Origin of the sequence: Enterobacter cloacae complex sp. P13B, assembly GCF_014895915.1 — a bacterium.
Taxonomy (GTDB): domain Bacteria; phylum Pseudomonadota; class Gammaproteobacteria; order Enterobacterales; family Enterobacteriaceae; genus Enterobacter; species Enterobacter bugandensis.
In genome coordinates, this window is record NZ_JADBQN010000054.1 from 1 (window position 1) to 18,933 (window position 18,933).

Below are 18,933 nucleotides of genomic sequence, written 5' to 3' on the forward strand. Positions count from 1 at the left end.
TCCGTTCCGCCACTTATTAAAAGCCCTGAGTTAACGCTCAGGGCTTTTTTCATATCTGACGATTAATTATTGCGAAATTAGCAAAAATCCTCTGCGTTTTACGATCTTTTTCTCTATAACACCGCCAGCGATAATCGTCCTCAGTTAACGAACATAACGATTGAGGAATATTATGACTCTCCCTGCATTCGGTCTTGGCACTTTCCGCCTGAAAGACGACGTAGTTATCGCATCAGTTAAAACCGCTCTTGAACTTGGCTATCGCGCAATTGATACGGCACAGATCTATGAAAACGAAGCTGCCGTTGGACAGGCTCTTGAAGAGAGCGGTGTACCGCGTAATGAACTGTTCATCACCACCAAAATCTGGATCGAAAACCTCAGCAAAGACAAGCTGATCCCAAGCCTGAAAGAGAGCCTGAAGAAACTGCGTACCGACTATGTCGATCTGACGCTGATCCACTGGCCGTCACCGAACGATGCCGTCTCCGTAGAAGAATTCATGCAGGCGCTGCTGGAAGCGAAAAAGCAGGGCCTGACCCGTGAAATTGGTATTTCCAACTTCACCATCCCGTTGATGGAAAAGGCGATTGCCGCTGTTGGCGCTGAGAATATTGCGACCAACCAGATTGAGCTGTCTCCATACCTGCAAAACCGCAAAGTCGTAGATTGGGCAAAGCAGCACGGTATCCATATTACCTCTTACATGACGCTGGCCTACGGTAAGGCTCTGAAAGACGAGGTAATTATCCGTATCGCTAAGAAGCATAACGCGACTGCTGCGCAGGTTATTCTGGCATGGGCAATGGGTGAAGGCTATGCCGTGATCCCATCATCAACCAAGCGCGAAAACCTGGCCAGCAACCTGCTAGCGCTGGATCTTCATCTGGATGACGATGATAAAAAAGCGATCGCAGCACTGGAGTGCAACGACCGCCTGGTGAGCCCGGAAGGTTTAGCCCCTGACTGGGATTAATAAGACCCTCCCTCTGTAACCCGAACCCTCACACAGCTCCTCCGGGAGCTGTTTTTATATGCTCGCTCAGGAAGTCGATAAAGGCGCGTATGCGCGTGCTTACCGCTCTGTCGCTGTAATACACCGCGCTGAAAGGCATCTCGACCGGCAAACGTTTATCGGCCATTAGCTCTACCAGTTCACCCCGCGCTATCTCTTTATCAATCATATAGTCTGACAAGCAGGCGATCCCATTCCCTTCCAGGCAAAGCTGCTTCAGCGTTTCTCCGCTGTTAGACGATAACCCGCAGGTAATTTCATGAAGCTGGCCATCATGACAGGCAACAGGCCAGGTGTTCAGCGACACCGGCTCCGTAAAGCCCAGGCACAGATGCTGCTTCAGTTCTTCAACCGTCTCCGGTTTACCATGTTCAGCAATATACTGTGGCGACGCGATAATTTTACGGTAGCTGGCAAACAGCGGGCGGGCCCGCAGGCTGGAATCCGTCAGGGTTCCCGCCCGAATAGCCACATCCACTTTCCGCTCGATGAGGTTAATAAACGTCTCGGACGAGACCAGAGAGAGCGTCATCTCCGGATAGCGTTCACGGAAAGGTTTGATTAACGGCATCAGAAAATGAAGCACAACCGGCGTGGCAGCATCAATGCGCAGCAACCCGCGCGGCGTGCTGCGGGTTTCCATAATCTCCGTCTCCGCTGCGGCCATCTCCTGCAGCACCGACTGCACGCGACGGAAATAACGTTCCCCTTCTTCCGTCAGGCTGAGCTGCCGTGTCGTTCGGTTGAGCAGACTTACCCCGAGCTTCATCTCCAGCTTTTTCACCGAACGGCTAATGGCCGAGTTAGCCTGTCCCAGCTGCTCGGCTGCGCGGCTAAAGCTGCCGCTTTCGACGACGGCGACAAAGATTGTCAGCTCTTCAGACGTTGCTTTCATTGTTGCACCACCTGCAAAATTCTATTGATATTTTGACCATTTTTGTTATTTAAGCACTGGCGCATACTGCCTGTCATCTTAATCCTGATGATACGGAGTATTTTATGCCACTGGCGCTACTTGCCCTGACGATCAGTGCCTTTGCAATTGGCACGACCGAATTTGTTATCGTGGGACTGGTTCCCACCATCGCTAACCAGCTTGCCATCTCGCTGCCCTCAGCCGGGTTGCTGGTGTCCATCTACGCCCTGGGCGTTGCCGTCGGCGCGCCGGTGCTGACGGCCCTGACCGGACGTTTTCCGCGTAAGCAGCTGTTAGTCGCGCTGATGGTGCTGTTTACCGCCGGGAACATTCTGGCCTGGCAGGCACCGGACTACACCACGCTGGTGATTGCCCGCCTGCTGACCGGTCTGGCACACGGCGTGTTCTTCTCGATTGGTTCCACCATTGCCACCAGCCTGGTCCCCAAAGAGAAAGCGGCTTCAGCGATCGCGATCATGTTCGGTGGGTTGACCGTCGCACTGGTCACAGGCGTACCGTTGGGAACGTTTATCGGACAGCATTTCGGCTGGCGTGAAACGTTCCTGGCCGTCTCCTTACTGGGCGTTATCGCTCTGGTGACTAGCCTGCTGCTGGTACCATCGAATATCCCGGGCCGGGCGAGCGCCAGCCTGCGCGATCAGCTGAAAGTGCTTACCCATCCGCGTTTGCTTATCATCTATGCGGTTACGGCTCTGGGCTATGGCGGCGTATTCACTGCCTTCACCTTCCTGGCACCGATGATGCAGGACCTGGCGGGCTTCTCCCCGAATGCCGTGAGCTGGATTTTGCTGGGATACGGTATTTCTGTGGCCATTGGCAATATCTGGGGCGGCAAGCTCGCGGATAAGCATGGTGCGGTACCGGCGCTGAAATTTATCTTCGCCGCCCTGGTGGTTCTGCTGATAATTTTCCAGTTCACGGCTTCAATGCAATACGCCGCGCTGGTCACGGTACTGGTGATGGGGATCTTCGCCTTCGGTAATGTACCAGGGCTTCAGGTTTACGTTGTCCAGAAAGCCGAGCTCTATACGCCGAATGCGGTGGATGTGGCATCCGGTCTGAATATTGCCGCTTTTAATATTGGTATCGCGCTGGGCTCCATTATTGGCGGACAAACCGTCGAACACTTCGGATTAACCCAGACCCCATGGATTGGCGCGGTGATTGTCCTGGTCGCCTTCCTGCTGATTGGCCTGAGTGGACGCCTCGATAAGCCAGCCCGCGTAGCGCTGGGATAACATCAGTAAGTGCTTGCTTACAAAACTGGAAAGCGGTTTCTCAGAAATTGCGTTGAAAGTGTGACCTAAAGTCCCTATAACATTAGAACCAGTCCGTTTTCAGGGCTGGTTCATGTTACAGGGGCTGTTTCCAAAAGTGCGAAAAAATACCTATGCCATGCGTTATGTTGCCGGAATGCCCGCGGAGAGGATCTTACCTCCGGGGTCGTTTGCGAGCATAAGCCAGGCATTACCCGCCGGCACACCGTTAAGCAGCGATGATAAAATCCGGGTTCTGGTCTGGAATATCTTCAAGCAGCAGCGCGCGGAGTGGTTATCGGTACTCAAAAATTTTGGAAAAGATGCCCACCTGGTTCTGCTCCAGGAGGCGCAAACTACCCCTGAACTGGTACGGTTTGCCACCACGAATTACCTTGCCGCCGACCAGGTGCCGGCATTTGTTCTGCCGCAGCATCCCTCTGGCGTAATGACGCTTTCTGCTGCCCATCCGGTCTACTGTTGCCCGCTCCGCGAGCGCGAACCTATCCTGCGTCTGGCGAAATCAGCGCTGGTGACGGTCTATCCGCTGCCGGATACCCGTATGCTGATGGTCGTCAATATCCACGCGGTAAACTTTAGCCTCGGCGTGGATGTGTATAGTAAGCAGTTACTTCCTATTGGCGATCAGATTGCGCATCACAGCGGGCCCATCATCATGGCAGGCGATTTTAATGCCTGGAGCCGTCCGCGCATGAATGCGCTGTATCGCTTTGCGCGCGAAATGTCGCTGCGTGAAGTTCGCTTCAGTGATGACCAGCGTAAAAAAGCTTTTGGTCGTCCTCTCGACTTTGTCTTCTATCGCGGTTTGAGCGTGCACGACGCCTCTGTACTGGTGACGCGCGCTTCGGATCACAACCCTCTACTCGTTGAATTCAGTCCCGGCAAACCTGATAAATAATGGTGTGTCAGGTCTGCCGTGGGGCAGGCCGCGCGGGTGCTGCCCTTTTATTTTTAACCAACAAAGGACAGTACGATGACAACAACACACTCCCATCATGACAACGTAGAAAAACAGTTTGGTTCTCAGGCAAGTGCTTATCTGAGCAGCGCCGTGCATGCTTCAGGTCGCGATCTGGTGCGTCTCGGTGAACGTCTGGCGGCATTCCCGCAGGCGCACGTGCTGGACCTGGGATGTGGGGCAGGGCACGCCAGCTTTACGGCTGCGCAGCAGGTAGCCCACGTTACCGCATATGATTTATCGAGCCAAATGCTGGACGTCGTTGCTGAGGCGGCGAAAGCGAAAGGGCTGAACAATATTGATACGCGGCAGGGCTATGCGGAGTCTTTACCGTTTGATGACGCGTCGTTTGATGTCGCGATCAGCCGGTATTCCGCACACCACTGGCATGACGTCGGCCAGGCATTGCGCGAAGTCAGACGTGTTCTGAAGCCGGGTGGCACCTTCATCATTATGGACGTGATGTCTCCCGGACATCCGGTGCGTAATATCTGGCTGCAGACGGTCGAAGCGCTGCGCGATACCTCGCACGTGCAAAACTACGCCAGCGGGGAGTGGTTATCGTTTATCACTGAAGCCGGGCTGATTGCGCGCTCGTTAATAACAGACCGTTTACCGCTGGAGTTCAGCTCCTGGATAGCCCGTATGCGTACCCCGGAGGCGTTAAGCCAGGCAATTAGGCTTTACCAGGAGAGTGCGTCCGCAGAGGTGAAGGCGTACTTTGAACTGCAGGCGGATGGCTCATTTACGAGCGATACCATCATGGCTGAAGCGCAAAAAGCGGGATAAACAAAAAAGGCACCGAGGGGAATCGGTGCCTTTTTATCTTTCGATCGTGTTATCAGGAGTCTGGCGTGGCGCTGTTCTTCACAAACAGCGTCAGCTGGTCGCCCGGTTTCAGATTGTCAGTATCATTATTCCAGCGCATCACATCTTTGATGTTCACGCCATGTCGTTTTGCGATACTGGACAGTGAATCGCCTTTGCGCACGCGATAGGTGATGCTATCGCTGTTGCTGGCGAGACGCTGTGCTCTGTTACCTGCACCCACCGTCAGTGTCTGACCCACCTTCAGCCCAGAGCTGCGCAGATTATTCCACTGCTGCAGATCTTTCGCCGTCACGCCAAGACGTGAGGCAATGCCTGAAAGGGTATCCCCTGAACGCACCTTATAGCTGCGGCTGCTAACGGATGAAGCATCGGCGATCAGCGTTGACTGAACGGCGGCAATTTCACCCGATGCTAAAGACTCACGTAACTGCGCCGCATGTTTCTGCGGAACCATCACATACTGCGGGCCGCTTGCCCCCAGCGTCGAGCCTTTAACGCCTGCATTAAAGGTTTTCAATTTACTTACCGACATACCCGTCATATCAGCAACTTGTTGAATATCAACCGGATTGCTGAGGCGAACGCGCGCCAGTGCACGACTTTCGTCTGGTGTTGGCAGTTGTACACCGTAACGCTTGCTGTTCTTGAGAATATCGCTCAAGGCCAGCATCTTCGGTACGTAAATCTTCGTTTCCTGTGGCAGTGAGAGCGACCAAAAATCGGTGGATTTACCCCGTGCTTTATTCGCTTTCATTGCCTTCAGTACACGACCTTCGCCACTGTTATACGCTGCGACCGTTAACAGCCAGTCGCCGTCAAACATCTTGTTCAGACGTTGCATCATGTCGAGAGCGGCTGTCGTTGAAGCGACAACATCGCGACGCGCATCATAGTTGCGGGTCTGTTTCAGACCATAGTTTCGCCCGGTGCTCGGAATGATCTGCCAAATGCCTGCGGCATTGGCGCCAGACGTCGCGTGTGGGTCAAAAGCGCTCTCCACTATGGGTAGGAGTACCAGCTCCATAGGCATGTTACGTTTTTTAACTTGCCCGGCTATCCAGTACATATACGGCTCTGCCCGTAACGTTACATCGTGGAGATAGCTCTTATTTCTTAAATACTTCTGTTTCTGTTCGCGAATCCGGCTGTTTTCCGGAATTCCCATCTTTAGCTCGTCGCCAATAGAGGTCCACAAGTCTTGCTCCTGCGCGAAAGATGTCCCATCGTCCATCCAGCGCGCCGAACTTGTAAACTTCCCTGCTTCCCCTTGACCAGCTGCAGAAAGGCTCTGTGCGTGCTGTTGTACGTTGCTGTCGTTCTGCGACTGGCAACCTACAAGCAGGACAGAGGCGAGTAATATCGCTTTTGCCTTCATGTGTGTGTCAATAGTTGCTTAAAAGACGAGCGATGATAACGGCGAAATTTTGAAAAGGCAACCCGCATTTATCTGAAGTTATCTTTCTTTGACCTTAACCATGCAAATCGCTGTTCTGGTTGTTGCAAATTTGTTTCTTGGTTAATTTTATTAATTAAATCAATATCATCTGTTCGTAAAAATAAATTAATCTGGCGCTCATTTTTCAGAATTACGGGCAGTGTATTTTGGTTTTTTGCACGTAACTCCTTCACTTTGTGATAATAATCCTGAATCGCCCGATCCTCAGGTAAGAGGCTTGCAGCAAACTTCATATTTCCTAATGTATACTCATGGGCGCAACAAATAAGGGTGTCATCCGGTAACGCACTTATCTTTTGTAAAGACTGATACATCTGTTCCGGCGTGCCTTCAAACAGTCTTCCGCAGCCGCCAGAGAACAAAGTGTCGCCACAAAAAAGATAAGGTTTGCTGTAGAAACACAGATGTCCCAAAGTGTGACCCGGTGTAGCAAATACGGAAAACTCCCACTCGTGGATGAGGATATTTTCGCCTTCTTCGACTACTTGCGTCGTTCCCTTATTTTGTGTCTCAGCCGGTCCGTACACCACAAGATGCGGAAATTGGGCGCGCAGTTCCTGCACGCCGCCAGTGTGATCGTTATGATGATGCGTCAACAGAATGGCGTCAGGCTGCCAGCCGTTATCATTTATGGCGCGCAGTACAGGGGCGGATTCGCCGGGATCGACAATGACGCATCGACGCTCGTCATCGACCAAAACCCAGATGTAATTGTCCTCAAAAGCGGGAATACTGATAAGATTCATACATTACCTCTTATAACGTGGCGGGTGTTTTGATGAAACCGGCAAGGATACCTCAGACTGTCGCAGCACCGGAACGTTGGGCGGAATTGCCCTGGGGTGAATACTATCGCGAGGCACTGGAGCAGCAGCTGAAGCCCTGGCTCGCGAAATTGTATGGCTTTCACCTGCTTAAGATTGGCAATCTCAGCGCGGAAATCAATACCGAAAGCTGCGCTATCTCACATCAGGTTAACGTCTCTCTCGGCGGATCGCCGGTTCAGGTGAAGGCAGACCCGTTGCATCTGCCGTTCGCAGAGAAATCCGTTGATGCATGCCTTCTTGCACACGCGTTGCCCTGGTGCAGCGATCCTCACCGTATGCTGCGTGAAGCCGATCGCGTTCTGATTGATGACGGCTGGCTGATCCTCAGCGGATTCAATCCGCTGAGCCTGATGGGGCTGCGCAAGCTGGTACCCGTGCTGCGCCGAACGCCACCCTATAACAGCCGAATGTTCACCATGATGCGCCAGCTCGACTGGCTTTCACTGCTGAACTTTGAAGTGCTCTGCTACGGCGGTTTTCAGGTACTGCCGTGGGCGCGGAAGGGGGGAGTGTTGTTAAGCACGCATTTGCCCGCCTTAGGCTGCATGCAGTTTATCGTCGCGCGTAAGCGAACCATCCCCCTTACGCTTAACCCGATGAAGCAGAGCAAATCGAAAACGCCTATCCGGCAGACCGTTGGCGCAACGCGGCAGTACAGAAAGCCCTGATCAGGATTCAGGCTGGTAGCCTGCATCCTCATGGGCCGGGTTTAAAGCCGCCGCGCGCGCCAGTTCGTCGCAGCGTTCGTTCTCAGGGTGACCAGCATGCCCTTTTACCCATTCCCATTTTATTTGGTGCTGACCTAATGCCGCATCCAGCCGCTTCCAGAGATCGACATTTTTAACCGGCTTTTTATCCGCAGTTTTCCAGCCGCGTTTTTTCCAGTTGTGGATCCACTGGGTGATACCCTGGCGCACGTACTGGCTGTCGGTACTGAGCACCACGTCGCAGTGTTCTTTTAAGGCTTCCAGCGCCACAATGGCCGCCATCAACTCCATACGGTTGTTGGTGGTCAGGAAATAGCCTTCGCTAAAAGTTTTTTCATGCTGGCGATAGCGCATAATCGCGCCGTAGCCGCCGGGCCCTGGGTTGCCGAGACAAGATCCATCGGTGAAAATTTCTACCTGTTTACGCATCTCTGGTAGACTTCCTGTATTTGAAACGTTCAGTTAAACGATAAGTCTGACATAAATGACCGCTATGAGCACTGCAATTACTCGCCAGATTGTCCTCGATACCGAAACCACCGGTATGAACCAGATCGGCGCGCACTACGAAGGGCATAAGATCATTGAGATCGGTGCCGTTGAAGTGGTGAACCGTCGTCTCACGGGGAACAACTTCCATGTGTATCTCAAACCCGATCGGCTGGTGGATCCAGAGGCGTTCGGCGTTCACGGTATTGCCGATGAGTTCTTGCTGGATAAACCGACCTTTGGAGAGGTGGCAGACGAGTTTCTGGAGTACATCAAAGGCGCCGAACTCATTATCCATAACGCCTCGTTCGATATCGGCTTTATGGACTATGAGTTTAGTAAGCTCCATCGCGATATTCCGAAAACAAACACCTTTTGCAAAGTGACCGATAGCCTGGCGCTGGCGAGGAAGATGTTTCCCGGCAAGCGTAACAGCCTCGATGCGCTCTGTTCACGTTACGAAATAGACAACACCAAGCGAACGCTGCACGGGGCATTGCTCGATGCCCAGATCCTGGCCGACGTCTATCTGGCAATGACCGGCGGACAAACGTCGATGAAGTTCAGTATGGAAAATGAGTCACAGCAGACGCAGGGCGAAGCGGGCATTCAGCGCGTTGTCCGTCAGGCAAGCCGCTTGCGGGTTGTTTTAGCCAGTGATGAAGAGCTACTTAACCATGAATCCCGTCTCGACCTGGTTCAGAAGAAGGGCGGAAGCTGTATGTGGCGCGCCTGAAAAAACGCCACAATGCCTGTAAAATCATCGGTTGGGTGAATTTTGCAGCAAACGATTCAAAACGTGAGAAAAAGCGTTGACGAGATCGGAGGCACACCGTAATATGCGCCTCGTTCCCCAAGCGGGAACAGTGGAGCGGTAGTTCAGTCGGTTAGAATACCTGCCTGTCACGCAGGGGGTCGCGGGTTCGAGTCCCGTCCGTTCCGCCACTATTCAGGCCCACGTTATTTATAACGTGGGCCTTTTTCATATCTGTACTTTTTCGTCTGCGCGTTCGCTCTTCGCGACTTTCCTTTGCGAGGCGCGAGAGCAGAGGGCAATGCCAAACAGAATCAGTACCGTGCTGACCAGATGATACGAATGCAACGTAACGTGCAGGAACATCACGCTGAACAGACCGCCGCTCAGCGGAATAAGGTGGGAATAAATCTCCCCGCGGGTTGCACCGATAGCCGCAATGCCTTTATTCCACAGCAGGTAAGAGAGCCAGGAAGGAAAGACCACCAGGTACATCAGCCCGCTTAAAAAGCCCGGTGCGGTATAGGCCGTCCAGTCAGGTAAGCCGGTCTTTATCAACGATATCGCCAGTACCGGTAACAACACCATGGCACCGAGGACCGCGCTCACGGCCACAAAGGCATTCCCACCGACGCTTTTCGGCTTCATCCGCAAGAAAGCACAATAAACGGCCCAGCTGGCGGCAGAGCCCATGGTCCAGATATCGCCGCGATTCAGATTTTTAAGCGTATCCAGATGCAGCAGATCGCCCTGCATGACCAGCCAGACGACGCCCAATGAACTGAGAACAACGCCAGCAATATTCTGTACTGATATTTTCTCTTTAAAGACCAGCTTATTTATCAATAAAACCAGGGCAGGCGTTGTAGATAAATAAATAGCTGCATTAAGAGATGAAGTATATTGCAGACCGATATACAGCGTGAGTGGGAACATAACCTGTCCGCACAGCGCAAGAAATATGATCGTACCTTTCGCCTTTTTCATCATCGGCCACTGGGCGCGAATCTGTCTGATATAGAGCATCGATAAAAGAAGAGCCGTAATTATCCAGCGTGCGGCGGATAATATAATCGGGTCTGCCTGCGCCACCAGTAAATGACCGACGACATAATTACCCCCCCAAAAACAGGCCGCGAGACTGAGTAAAAAATAGGGCATAGAGGCTCCTGATAATAAACATTTTGTCTGCCTTTAGAGTACTGCCGGTGCAGAATTAAATGCTAATATAATATTTTCATCTCACGGTATTGGCTGAAACTATGAAGTTTACTCTCAGGCAACTTGAGTTCTACATTGCGTTAGCGGAAACATTACAAATTTCCAAAGCGGCCAGCCGTTGTCATATATCGCAATCTTCCATGACGGTCTCTATGCGCAACCTGGAGGAGGCGGTGAATGCCCCTCTCTTTATCCGTCATGCAAAAGGGATCCAGTTAACTCCCGTCGGCGAGCGATTTCTCAATCATGCCCGCAAGATCCTCCACGATAGCCGCGCGGCGGTGGAGGATCTCCATCAGCAGCCTGAGGCGATTAACGGCGTCGTGCGCATCGGCATTGCCGAAACCCTTTCCGCTTATCTGCTGCCCAATCTCTGGGGCGATATCGCGCAGCGTTTTCCGCTGCTGGAGACGGCATTTAATGAGGCGCCCGCATCGCAGCTGCTTCAGGCCTTGCGTCAGGGAGATCTCGATTTTTGTCTTTTGCTGACCTCCAATATCAGCCACGATAGTACGCTTGAGGTCGAAACGTGGATCCGTTCGCCGCGCCGGTTATGGACCGCCATCGGCCATCCTCTTCTCAGCGTGCCGGAGCTTCGGTTAAAGGATGTGGAAAAGGCGCCATTTCTGTTGCTGGTGACGGACGACTATCCCGATGTGATATCCGACTACTGGCAAAGCAGGGGCTGTCATCCTGACATTCATTTTCGCACCAACTCCTTTGAGGCGATTCGAAGTCTGGTCGCGCAGGGAAAGGGAGTGACGATTTTATCCGATCTGGTCTATCGCCCGTGGGCGCTCGGCGGTCAGCGCGTGATCCGGCGCACCATTGACGACTGCATTACCTATATGGATGTGGGCATCGTCAAAAACGTCGGGCAGCCGCTTTCTCCGGCCTGTTTGCGGTTGATGGATTTTCTACGACAGCAAACGGCACGCCTGGGCGAAGCGCGCTGAACTGCGTCCCTGAGATTTCCGTTATCCGCCAGATATTTCCTGATTTCTCTGAGGGCCTTCTTGCCCGCAGGTCGTGTATTCCGCTGCTGGGGATGAAGACAATAAGCGCCTTGCTTATTTTCTTTACCGAAACGGAATTGTGCTATGTCTGGTATCACCGCGAGCGGTGTTCGTTCCCTGCTCGCCTCCCGTCCACTCTTGTTGGTTCTCTGCTGTGCCACCGCTTTGCCGGCATACGCTGAAGAGTCGATGACCGTTGAGGGGTATTATCGCGATCCCGCGTCATTTATTGCTCCGGCTCATACTCCAGCACAACAATTGCCTGCCAGCGACGGTGCGGGCGCGCTAAAAAACATCCCGGGTTTTTCCGTACTGCGCAGCGGCGGGAGTAACGGCGATCCGGTGTTGCGCGGAATGTTCGGCTCCCGGCTGACGCTGCTTGCAGACGGCGTCAGCACTCAGGGGGGCTGCGGCTCGCGCATGGATACCCCAACGGCCTATATCACTCCGCAGAGTTACGACACGATAACCGTCATCAAAGGCCCACAAAGCGTGCTCTGGGGGCCAATGGGGTCCGCCGGAACATTGCTTTTTGAACGCCAGCCGGACTATTTCAGCGTACCTGAGCTAAAAGGCAGCGCTGAGCTGCTGCGGGGCGCTAACGGACGCGCGGATCAAAACCTTAATCTCGCGTTTGGCGACCCGCGCGGCTACGTCCGCCTGGACGGTAATCATTCGGAGGCGGATGACTACCGGGATGGTCATGGCAACCGCGTGCCGGGCCTGTGGCGCAGATGGAACAGCGGCGTCACGGTTGGGCTCACGCCTGATGAGGACACGCTGGCAGAGCTAAGCGTGGGAGCCAGCGACGGTAAAGCCCGCTATGCGGGTCGGATGATGGATGGTAGCCGTTTTGCCCGTAAAAGCGCGGCGCTAAAACTGGAGAAATATCACCTGAGCGAGCACGTCAGCAAACTTAGCTGGCAGCTCTATGCCAATGATACTGACCACATCATGGATAACTACAGCCTGCGTCAGCCCGTTGGACCGAAGCGTAAGTCTGAAGTTGGCGGCGTGGTGATGGGCAGCCGCCTTGCCGGCGTGTGGGAAGATGAAACCACCACGCTTACCGCCGGCGCGGACGTAATGCGTAAAAGTCACCGTAAAAAAAGCGTGGGTTCGTGGCGTGACGATGCCCGTTTTACCCAGGCGGGTCTGTTTAGCGAATGGCGCCAGTCCGTCACGGCGGACGATACGGTCATCGTGGGTGCGAGACTGGATAGCATTCGCGCGGACGATCGACGCAGCGCGCAAAATAGCTCCCGGCACGACCTCCTGCCCGGCGCATTCACGCGCTATGAGTATCGCGTACCTGACGCACCCGTCATGCTTTATAGCGGCATCGGTTATACCGAACGTTTTCCTGATTACTGGGAGCTATTTTCCGGCAAGGCTGGAGAACAAAGCTTTCGTCAGCTGAAAACAGAAAAGACCCTGCAATGGGATAGCGGCGTGCAGTTACACGGCGACAAGGTTAGCGCCTGGGCATCGGCCTATGTCGGGCGAACTACCGATTACATTTTGTTTGATTATAGCCGCACGCCGTCGCAGGCCAGCAACATCAATGCCGCCGTAATGGGCGCGGAGACGGGCGCAAGCTGGAGCCTGACGCCCAACTGGGCACTGACGGGAAGCCTGAGCTACGCCTGGGGCGAGAATCGTAGCGATAAACAGCCGCTGCCGCAGATGCCGCCGCTCGAAGGGCGGCTGGCGCTGGACTATACCGGGCAACAGTGGCGCACCGGATTACTGTGGCGAGTGGTTGCGCCGCAGCATCGCGTGGCGCAAAACAAAGGTAACGTCACCGGCCAGGATCTCGGCCCGAGCGCGGGGTTTGGTGTGCTTTCGTGGAGCGCGGGCTACACATTTAACGACCATTTTGAGTCCCGCGTGGGTATTGAGAATCTGTTCAATAAATACTACAGCGAGCACCTCAACCTGGCGGGCGCCAGCCAGTTCGGATACGCCGCAAATCAGCAAATCCCTGAACCGGGGCGCGTCTGGTGGCTGGCTATGACATACCATTTCTGATCCTGAGCGTCATTGCTGAGAGCGACCGTTGAGGCGTACGTTTGCCTCTACCGCCTGTTTACAGGCGGTTTTTTTATGTCAGATAGCAATATCGAACATTTGTGTTTTCGCCAGCAGGCAATAGAGCTGACAGTCGCTGTTTACCCCCAGTTTTTCCATCGCGCGCAGTTTATGGGCGCTGACGGTTTTATTACTCAAATGCAGCTGTCTGGCGATCTCTGTCAGACTCATCCCTTTGCAGAGCATACGCAACACATCAATTTCACGGGGCGAGAGCTCTTGCTCCGTTTGTGCGCCGGTCTGGAACAGGGAATGCATCAGCTCGCGCTCAATATAGACTTCCCCATTGATCACTGACGTCAGCGTTCTGCTCAGGGTTTTCTCACAGGTGTCCCGACTAATATAGGCTTTGGCGCCTGCCTCCAGCGACATGCGGATAAGCTGCGTGTTTTTGTAGGGCGAAAGCACAATGATTTTAAGCTGCGGATATTTACGGCTGAGCCATTTAATCAGCAATACGCCGTCCATTCCGTTGAGCGGGTTAACGGTTTGGCTGGTGGCAAGAGAAAAGCCAAGGAACAGAATGTCGACAGGCTGTTGGGATAGCAGTGAAAGCAGCTCAGATGGCGTTGCGGTATCGCCCTGAATGCAAAACTCCGGGCGGGGTGAGCCGTCGCTGAAAAGAGAGGGCATATTGGTGATCATGGATAAGACGCCACGACGGATAATGGTGTGCTCATCGGCAATAGCGATACGGACTTTCATGGTTTCTCCTTCGAAAATGTGGGCGACGGTAGGGATAACGCCGCCGGATGACCAGAAAGATACAGAGCCTGTGCAGAGCATTCTTTAGTACTTGTCAGATATTTCCTTCAGTGCGGTATCGAGTTGCTGCAGATTGGCTTCCATGCGCGCGCAGAAACGCGATGTCAGCGCAGGCAGGGCTTCAGCCGTTATGACCCCTGCCGCCAGCATCTCCGGCAACACTTCAATTGCCTGACAGGTGCGGGTGGCGTTGCACATGGCAAAAAGGCTCCAGGAGGCCTTCAGACGATGCGCGAGCTGGCTTAGCGTTTGCGGTGACGGGGTGTTTTCCCGTAGCTGTCGAATATCAAGGGTAATGGCTTCGCGCATTTGCTGGCGCATCAGGGTCATGATCTCCGGTTGACCGTTGGCCAGACGCCGGAGTTCGCTGAGGTCAGGCCCCTGATTGCGCAGGCTGTATTGCTGCGCCAGCGCCTGATGCAGGGCATTGAGGGAGAGCGGTTTTCGCAATAACGCGTCCATCCCGGCATGTTTTGCCCGATCGTCCTCACTCTGCAGCGCGCTGGCGGTGTAACCGAGAATAGCGGCGGGCGCGGTGATACTGCCGGCAATATCGCGCAGGAGTATTAACGATGTAAGTTGATAGCCGTCCATGAGGGCCATCTGGCAGTCGGTTATCAGAATATCCACCGGCTCGTTTTCCAGGCGCGCAAGCGCTTCGCCAGCGCTGGCGCAAGGAATAACCTCCTGACCCAGCTCCTGCAGCTGGAGCGCTAACACCGTCAGGTTTGCCGGAAAATCGTCAACGATCATAATGCGATGCGGTGGCAGCGGGGTTATTACAGGTGTCTCATCGGCCGTTGCCGCCGGGCTGGCGACATGAAGCGGTATGCTCACCGTCACCTGCGTACCGCTCCTCGCTTCGCTGGCTATCGTCAGCACGCCTCCCATCAGCTCGACTAACTGGTAACAGATCGCCAGCCCCAGCCCGCTGCTTTGCGGCGTGCTGCTGTCAGTCTGAAACCACGGCTGGCCGAGGTGTGGAAGGGCATCGGCCGGGATACCGATGCCAGTGTCGCGAATCAACAGCTGCAAATGTTCACCGTTGAGCTCGGCGTGAAAAACAATTTCTCCCTGCGGCGTATATTTAATGGCGTTGCCTAACAGATTGGCGATGACCTGATTCAGCCGTGCTTTATCGAACAGGAACCAGCCGTCGTGCGGCACGTTCAACTCGCTGCGCCAGTGGAGACCTTTAGCGTTGGCGCTGCTGGCAAAAATCTCCGCGCTGGCGTTAAGCGTCTGCCACAGGGGCCAGGCCTGTGGCTCCAGCCTTAACTCGCCTGCTTCAATGCGCGACAAATCCAGTACGCCGCCAATCACGTCGCGCAATGACCCGGCTGCCTGCCAGGCGATGTTGAGGGACTCGCTTTTGTCGCGCTCCATCTCAAGCAGGCCCAGCATGGCGTTGAGTGGGGTACGAATGTCATGGCTCATGCGGGCGAGGAAGTTCGATTTTTCAGTGCTGGCCTGCTCCGCCTGCGCCAGCGCCTGATTGAGCGCAGCGGTCAGCGCGGCTTTTTCAGTGATATCGATCCAGCCTCCGACCACGCCCTGAGGCCGCCCCCGCGTATCGGTATAGCGGCAAAGCCACCAGTAAAGGGTGGAATTGTTCTGAGTGGTTTCACCCGTTAACGGCGACGCGGCATGGAGCAGCGAGAGGCGATGCGGCAACGTAAACTGTTGGGCAAGCTCGCCCAAAGGCAGGCTGGAAAAGGGGGCGCCCTCTTCGGGCAGTGCCGTGAGTAACGGTGAGTGAATAAAGGAGTCGTTATAGCGCGTCAGCCGCCCGGTCGGATCGCAGACAAACAGCGGCACCGGGACATTGTTCATCAGAGTTTGCCAGAGTGAGAGCGCGTTGTGCAGCTCTGCCGTGTCCCGCTCGCGCTGGCGTCGCTGGCTCTGCGCGGCGCTAAAGGTCAGCAGGGCGACGAATGCTGCGCAAATCGCCACCACGGCGAGCATGACCAGCCATAACGATTGCACCGGGGCGGTGGGTGTCGTCTGTACGGCCTGCGACAGGTTAAGGCTCGCGTAGATATCAGCCTGCGTTACGGACGCCATGACCGCATTCACCCTTTTGGCATCCGCCGGGTCAGAAATATTTGGTACAAACCATAGCGGCACTTCCGGCAGCGCCAGCGGCGTCAGCGACAGATTGCTGGCGTTATGCTGGCGCAGCAGGTGATGGAGTATAAACGCATCGCCCGCAAGCCCGTCCGCGCCTCCGGCTTTGAGCAATTCAAAACCCTGATCGAGCGAGTTAACCAGCACCAGGTTATCCGCAGGTATCGCCTGACGCAGTAACGTGACAAGCGGAGAGATGCGTATGACGGCAATCCGCTTATGCTGTAATGCGGACAAGGAGCCGGAAAGCGGGTTGCTGTCCTCACTGAGCAGGGCCCAGCTCAGTGAGTCAAACGTGATGGCACTCTTTGACGGTGGCGTCGCGCTGGCGACTATGCGCAACGTGTTCTCCGCATACTGAAGCGGGGGCGCATCAAGGTTGAAGGTCAGGCTATACAGGTTGGACGGAAACAGATTGAGCAGCAGATCGCGCCATACCCCCTGAATATGCCCGTCAGGCGTGAGTGTGACCATTGGCGGCGAAATAGCGGGAAGCAAAACGTGCAGCGTGATTTTGGGCGCATTTTCTTTCACGGGGGAATGGCGGGCGTCAAAGACGCTGCCGTCCGGCAAAAGCCACTTTTGTTCCAGCCATTCAGCGTCTTCCGGGTTAAGGGTGTGAATACGCTCGTTGAAGATTTCCAGCGTGTTTGCCTGCTCAGGCAGAGCCCAGGCACGAAAATGTAGCGGGGGAGTATCGTCCAGCGGCGTCAGGGTCAGCGTGGTGGCGGGGGAGTGGGTCAGCCAGTTACGTAAAACAAACTCCGGGGCGATAAATTCCCGCGCTTTCCCTGCTGCCAGCTGCCTGATGTTTTCCCCCGGTGAGGCTGAACCCGTCGCAGAGCAGCGGGTCGCGACCTCTGAGGGTAATTCCGGAAAGCACAGTGTACCGCCGCGTCCCTCTTTTATGCTCAGGGACGCCAGCGGGAAAGCGAACATTGGCTCGCTGGCGACCAGATCGGCTGCAGGACGCCGGGCGGCGATTAACACATCGATGCGCTTTCGCTTTAACGCATCCAGCGCCGTTGCCGGGTCGCTAAAACGCTGGACCTCCGGCAGCGTCGTATTGCTAAACAATATGCTGAGTTCATCATCCAGAATTCCCGGCGGCCGATCGATAGCGAGAAAAGGCGGCGCGGCGCTCAGCAGGCCCACGCGCAGCGTACCAGCCGCCGCGTGCCCGCTTATCAGCATGAGGATAAATAATGTCGCCAGCCAGCTTCTGCGCATGCTCAGCTAACCAGCCCCAGGCTTTGCGCGCACTGGAGCAACTCGAAATCATTCCTGGCGTTGAGTTTGCTCATGGCACTCTTTTTTTGCGTACTGATGGTCTGCTTCGTCCGGTTAAGCTGGGCGCTGATCTCGTTCACGGTGAAACCGCGCACCAGCAGGCGCAGCACTTCTGTTTCCCGTTCGGTCAACTGTGCCTGAGGCTTCACCGGTTCGATTTGCCCCCGCAGGGTGTTGCGCAGCGTCTGCAGCAGATTGTTGGACAAACTGGCTTTGTTGAGAACGGCATGCACCCCGCTGCGCCGCAGCGAGTCCAGAAGCTCAGGATTGGTGATCATGGTGACCACCACAATCATGCTCTGCGGATAATGGCGAATCAGCGAGCGGATCATGGTTAATCCGTCCGGGCTGCGCGTGCCGGGCATACTCAGGTCGGTGATGATGATATCGACAGGCTCGCTCGCCAGTTTATTCATGAGTTCATCAGCACTGAGCGCTTCGTGAACGACCCGATAAAGGTCCGGGCGCGTCTGCAGCAATGTGCGCAAGCCTAATAAATAGACAGGGTGGTCGTCGGCAATCAGAACTGTTTTTAGCATGACATCCGATCCGGCAAGGAAAAGACAGGTGTTCACCGCACATCTTAGCGAATGGCGCTTTAGCATCACTCTTACAGTGTAGAGCAGAGTGAGGTGAAAAAGAGTAGCTAAAAAGTGGTGGGCTGTATAGTTGCTGGGGGGCATCAGCCGATCCTGATTTAAAACCGAAAGGTAAAGTAACGACGTTTTCACATTCTATGATAGAGATTTTTTCCGGAGCAGCTGAATGGTTTGTTATTTATCGCGAAATAGCGGCATGGAGGACGATATTTCTCAGGTACGGAAAGGAATTCCTTATTGTTCAGGTTGAATATCAGGTATTACTCAGGCGTTACTCAGAATAAACTTTCTGAAATCATGAATTGGTTGTGGAAAAATCAGGACGGGAAATAGCGCAAAGAGCGAAGGTACTATCATTTATAAGGATATGTTGTTAATTTGTGCCTGAATTAGATAACAGACATGTAACTGTTAATACCTGCGCTTTTTCATCATAACAATGTAAACGCTGTAATTTTATTATCCAGGACCTACCCGTGAATAACGAAGAAATCTCTCTTTCAGCGTCAGTAACGTTCGTACCGGAAAAATCATCTCTGGCAACCGTGGATCATGGTGATATACATCTGACGC

16 protein-coding genes and 1 tRNA gene are annotated in these 18,933 nt (G+C 54.2%); 9 read left to right on the plus strand and 8 right to left on the minus strand.

Annotated features, from left to right (window positions below; all coding sequences use genetic code 11):
• The first annotated feature begins 172 nt into the window (after window positions 1-172).
• Window positions 173-976 carry a 2,5-didehydrogluconate reductase DkgB gene (gene dkgB, locus IM273_RS20440; RefSeq protein ID WP_193051916.1) on the plus strand — a complete coding sequence of 268 codons (804 nt, stop codon included), beginning with the start codon at window positions 173-175 and terminating at the stop codon, window positions 974-976.
• A 28-nt stretch (window positions 977-1,004) separates the two neighbouring features.
• Here dkgB and yafC read toward each other — a convergent pair whose 3' ends face one another.
• On the minus strand, window positions 1,005-1,910 hold the full coding sequence (yafC, locus tag IM273_RS20445; RefSeq protein WP_028015603.1) for a DNA-binding transcriptional regulator YafC: 906 nt from the start codon (window positions 1,908-1,910) through the stop codon (window positions 1,005-1,007).
• Between the two features lie 104 nt (window positions 1,911-2,014).
• On the opposite strand from yafC, the gene IM273_RS20450 reads away from it, so the two are divergent.
• From IM273_RS20450 to IM273_RS20460, 3 genes are all read left to right on the plus strand, one after another.
• A complete protein-coding gene (locus IM273_RS20450) occupies window positions 2,015-3,190 on the plus strand; it encodes an MFS transporter (protein WP_048960748.1) in 1,176 nt (391 codons plus the stop codon).
• 136 nt (window positions 3,191-3,326) lie between these two features.
• Window positions 3,327-4,127, plus strand: coding sequence for an endonuclease/exonuclease/phosphatase family protein (locus IM273_RS20455; RefSeq protein WP_028015605.1), 801 nt, complete (start codon window positions 3,327-3,329; stop codon window positions 4,125-4,127).
• A gap of 75 nt (window positions 4,128-4,202) precedes the next feature.
• Entirely contained in the window at window positions 4,203-4,976 is a 774-nt protein-coding gene (locus tag IM273_RS20460) for a class I SAM-dependent methyltransferase (protein ID WP_028015606.1), read from the plus strand.
• Window positions 4,977-5,028: 52 nt separating this feature from the next.
• Here the strand turns inward: IM273_RS20460 and mltD are convergent, their stop codons facing one another.
• On the minus strand, window positions 5,029-6,393 hold the full coding sequence (gene mltD / locus IM273_RS20465) for a murein transglycosylase D (protein WP_193051915.1): 1,365 nt from the start codon (window positions 6,391-6,393) through the stop codon (window positions 5,029-5,031).
• Window positions 6,394-6,461: 68 nt separating this feature from the next.
• The gene (gloB, locus tag IM273_RS20470) at window positions 6,462-7,220 is read right to left on the minus strand and encodes a hydroxyacylglutathione hydrolase (protein ID WP_041911174.1); all 759 of its coding nucleotides are present in this window, start codon (window positions 7,218-7,220) and stop codon (window positions 6,462-6,464) included.
• A gap of 32 nt (window positions 7,221-7,252) precedes the next feature.
• Between gloB and IM273_RS20475 the strand changes: the two genes are divergently transcribed.
• Window positions 7,253-7,969, plus strand: a complete 717-nt coding sequence (locus IM273_RS20475) for a class I SAM-dependent methyltransferase (RefSeq protein ID WP_193051914.1) — start codon at window positions 7,253-7,255, stop codon at window positions 7,967-7,969.
• On the opposite strand, the gene rnhA is transcribed toward IM273_RS20475, so the two are convergent.
• Window positions 7,970-8,437, minus strand: coding sequence for a ribonuclease HI (gene rnhA / locus IM273_RS20480; RefSeq protein WP_028015610.1), 468 nt, complete (start codon window positions 8,435-8,437; stop codon window positions 7,970-7,972).
• A 64-nt stretch (window positions 8,438-8,501) separates the two neighbouring features.
• Here rnhA and dnaQ point away from each other — a divergent pair, with 64 nt between their 5' ends.
• Both dnaQ and IM273_RS20490 read left to right on the plus strand, forming a co-directional pair.
• Window positions 8,502-9,233 carry a DNA polymerase III subunit epsilon gene (dnaQ, locus tag IM273_RS20485; RefSeq protein ID WP_028015611.1) on the plus strand — a complete coding sequence of 244 codons (732 nt, stop codon included), beginning with the start codon at window positions 8,502-8,504 and terminating at the stop codon, window positions 9,231-9,233.
• A 132-nt stretch (window positions 9,234-9,365) separates the two neighbouring features.
• A tRNA-Asp gene (locus tag IM273_RS20490) sits at window positions 9,366-9,442 on the plus strand.
• A gap of 37 nt (window positions 9,443-9,479) precedes the next feature.
• Here IM273_RS20490 and IM273_RS20495 read toward each other — a convergent pair.
• The gene (locus tag IM273_RS20495) at window positions 9,480-10,412 is read right to left on the minus strand and encodes a DMT family transporter (RefSeq protein ID WP_193051861.1); all 933 of its coding nucleotides are present in this window, start codon (window positions 10,410-10,412) and stop codon (window positions 9,480-9,482) included.
• Window positions 10,413-10,513: 101 nt separating this feature from the next.
• Here IM273_RS20495 and IM273_RS20500 point away from each other — a divergent pair, with 101 nt between their 5' ends.
• Both IM273_RS20500 and IM273_RS20505 read left to right on the plus strand, forming a co-directional pair.
• The gene (locus IM273_RS20500) at window positions 10,514-11,428 is read left to right on the plus strand and encodes a LysR family transcriptional regulator (protein ID WP_028015613.1); all 915 of its coding nucleotides are present in this window, start codon (window positions 10,514-10,516) and stop codon (window positions 11,426-11,428) included.
• A gap of 144 nt (window positions 11,429-11,572) precedes the next feature.
• Window positions 11,573-13,519: a TonB-dependent copper receptor gene (locus IM273_RS20505; protein ID WP_193051860.1), complete on the plus strand. Its 1,947-nt coding sequence runs from the start codon at window positions 11,573-11,575 to the stop codon at window positions 13,517-13,519.
• A gap of 78 nt (window positions 13,520-13,597) precedes the next feature.
• Here the strand turns inward: IM273_RS20505 and IM273_RS20510 are convergent, their stop codons facing one another.
• From IM273_RS20510 to IM273_RS20520, 3 genes are all read right to left on the minus strand, one after another.
• On the minus strand, window positions 13,598-14,284 hold the full coding sequence (locus IM273_RS20510; RefSeq protein WP_041911170.1) for a response regulator transcription factor: 687 nt from the start codon (window positions 14,282-14,284) through the stop codon (window positions 13,598-13,600).
• A gap of 84 nt (window positions 14,285-14,368) precedes the next feature.
• A complete protein-coding gene (locus tag IM273_RS20515) occupies window positions 14,369-17,701 on the minus strand; it encodes an ATP-binding protein (RefSeq protein WP_193051859.1) in 3,333 nt (1,110 codons plus the stop codon).
• Window positions 17,702-17,703: 2 nt separating this feature from the next.
• Window positions 17,704-18,300: a response regulator transcription factor gene (locus tag IM273_RS20520; protein WP_193051858.1), complete on the minus strand. Its 597-nt coding sequence runs from the start codon at window positions 18,298-18,300 to the stop codon at window positions 17,704-17,706.
• Window positions 18,301-18,933: the final 633 nt, after the last annotated feature.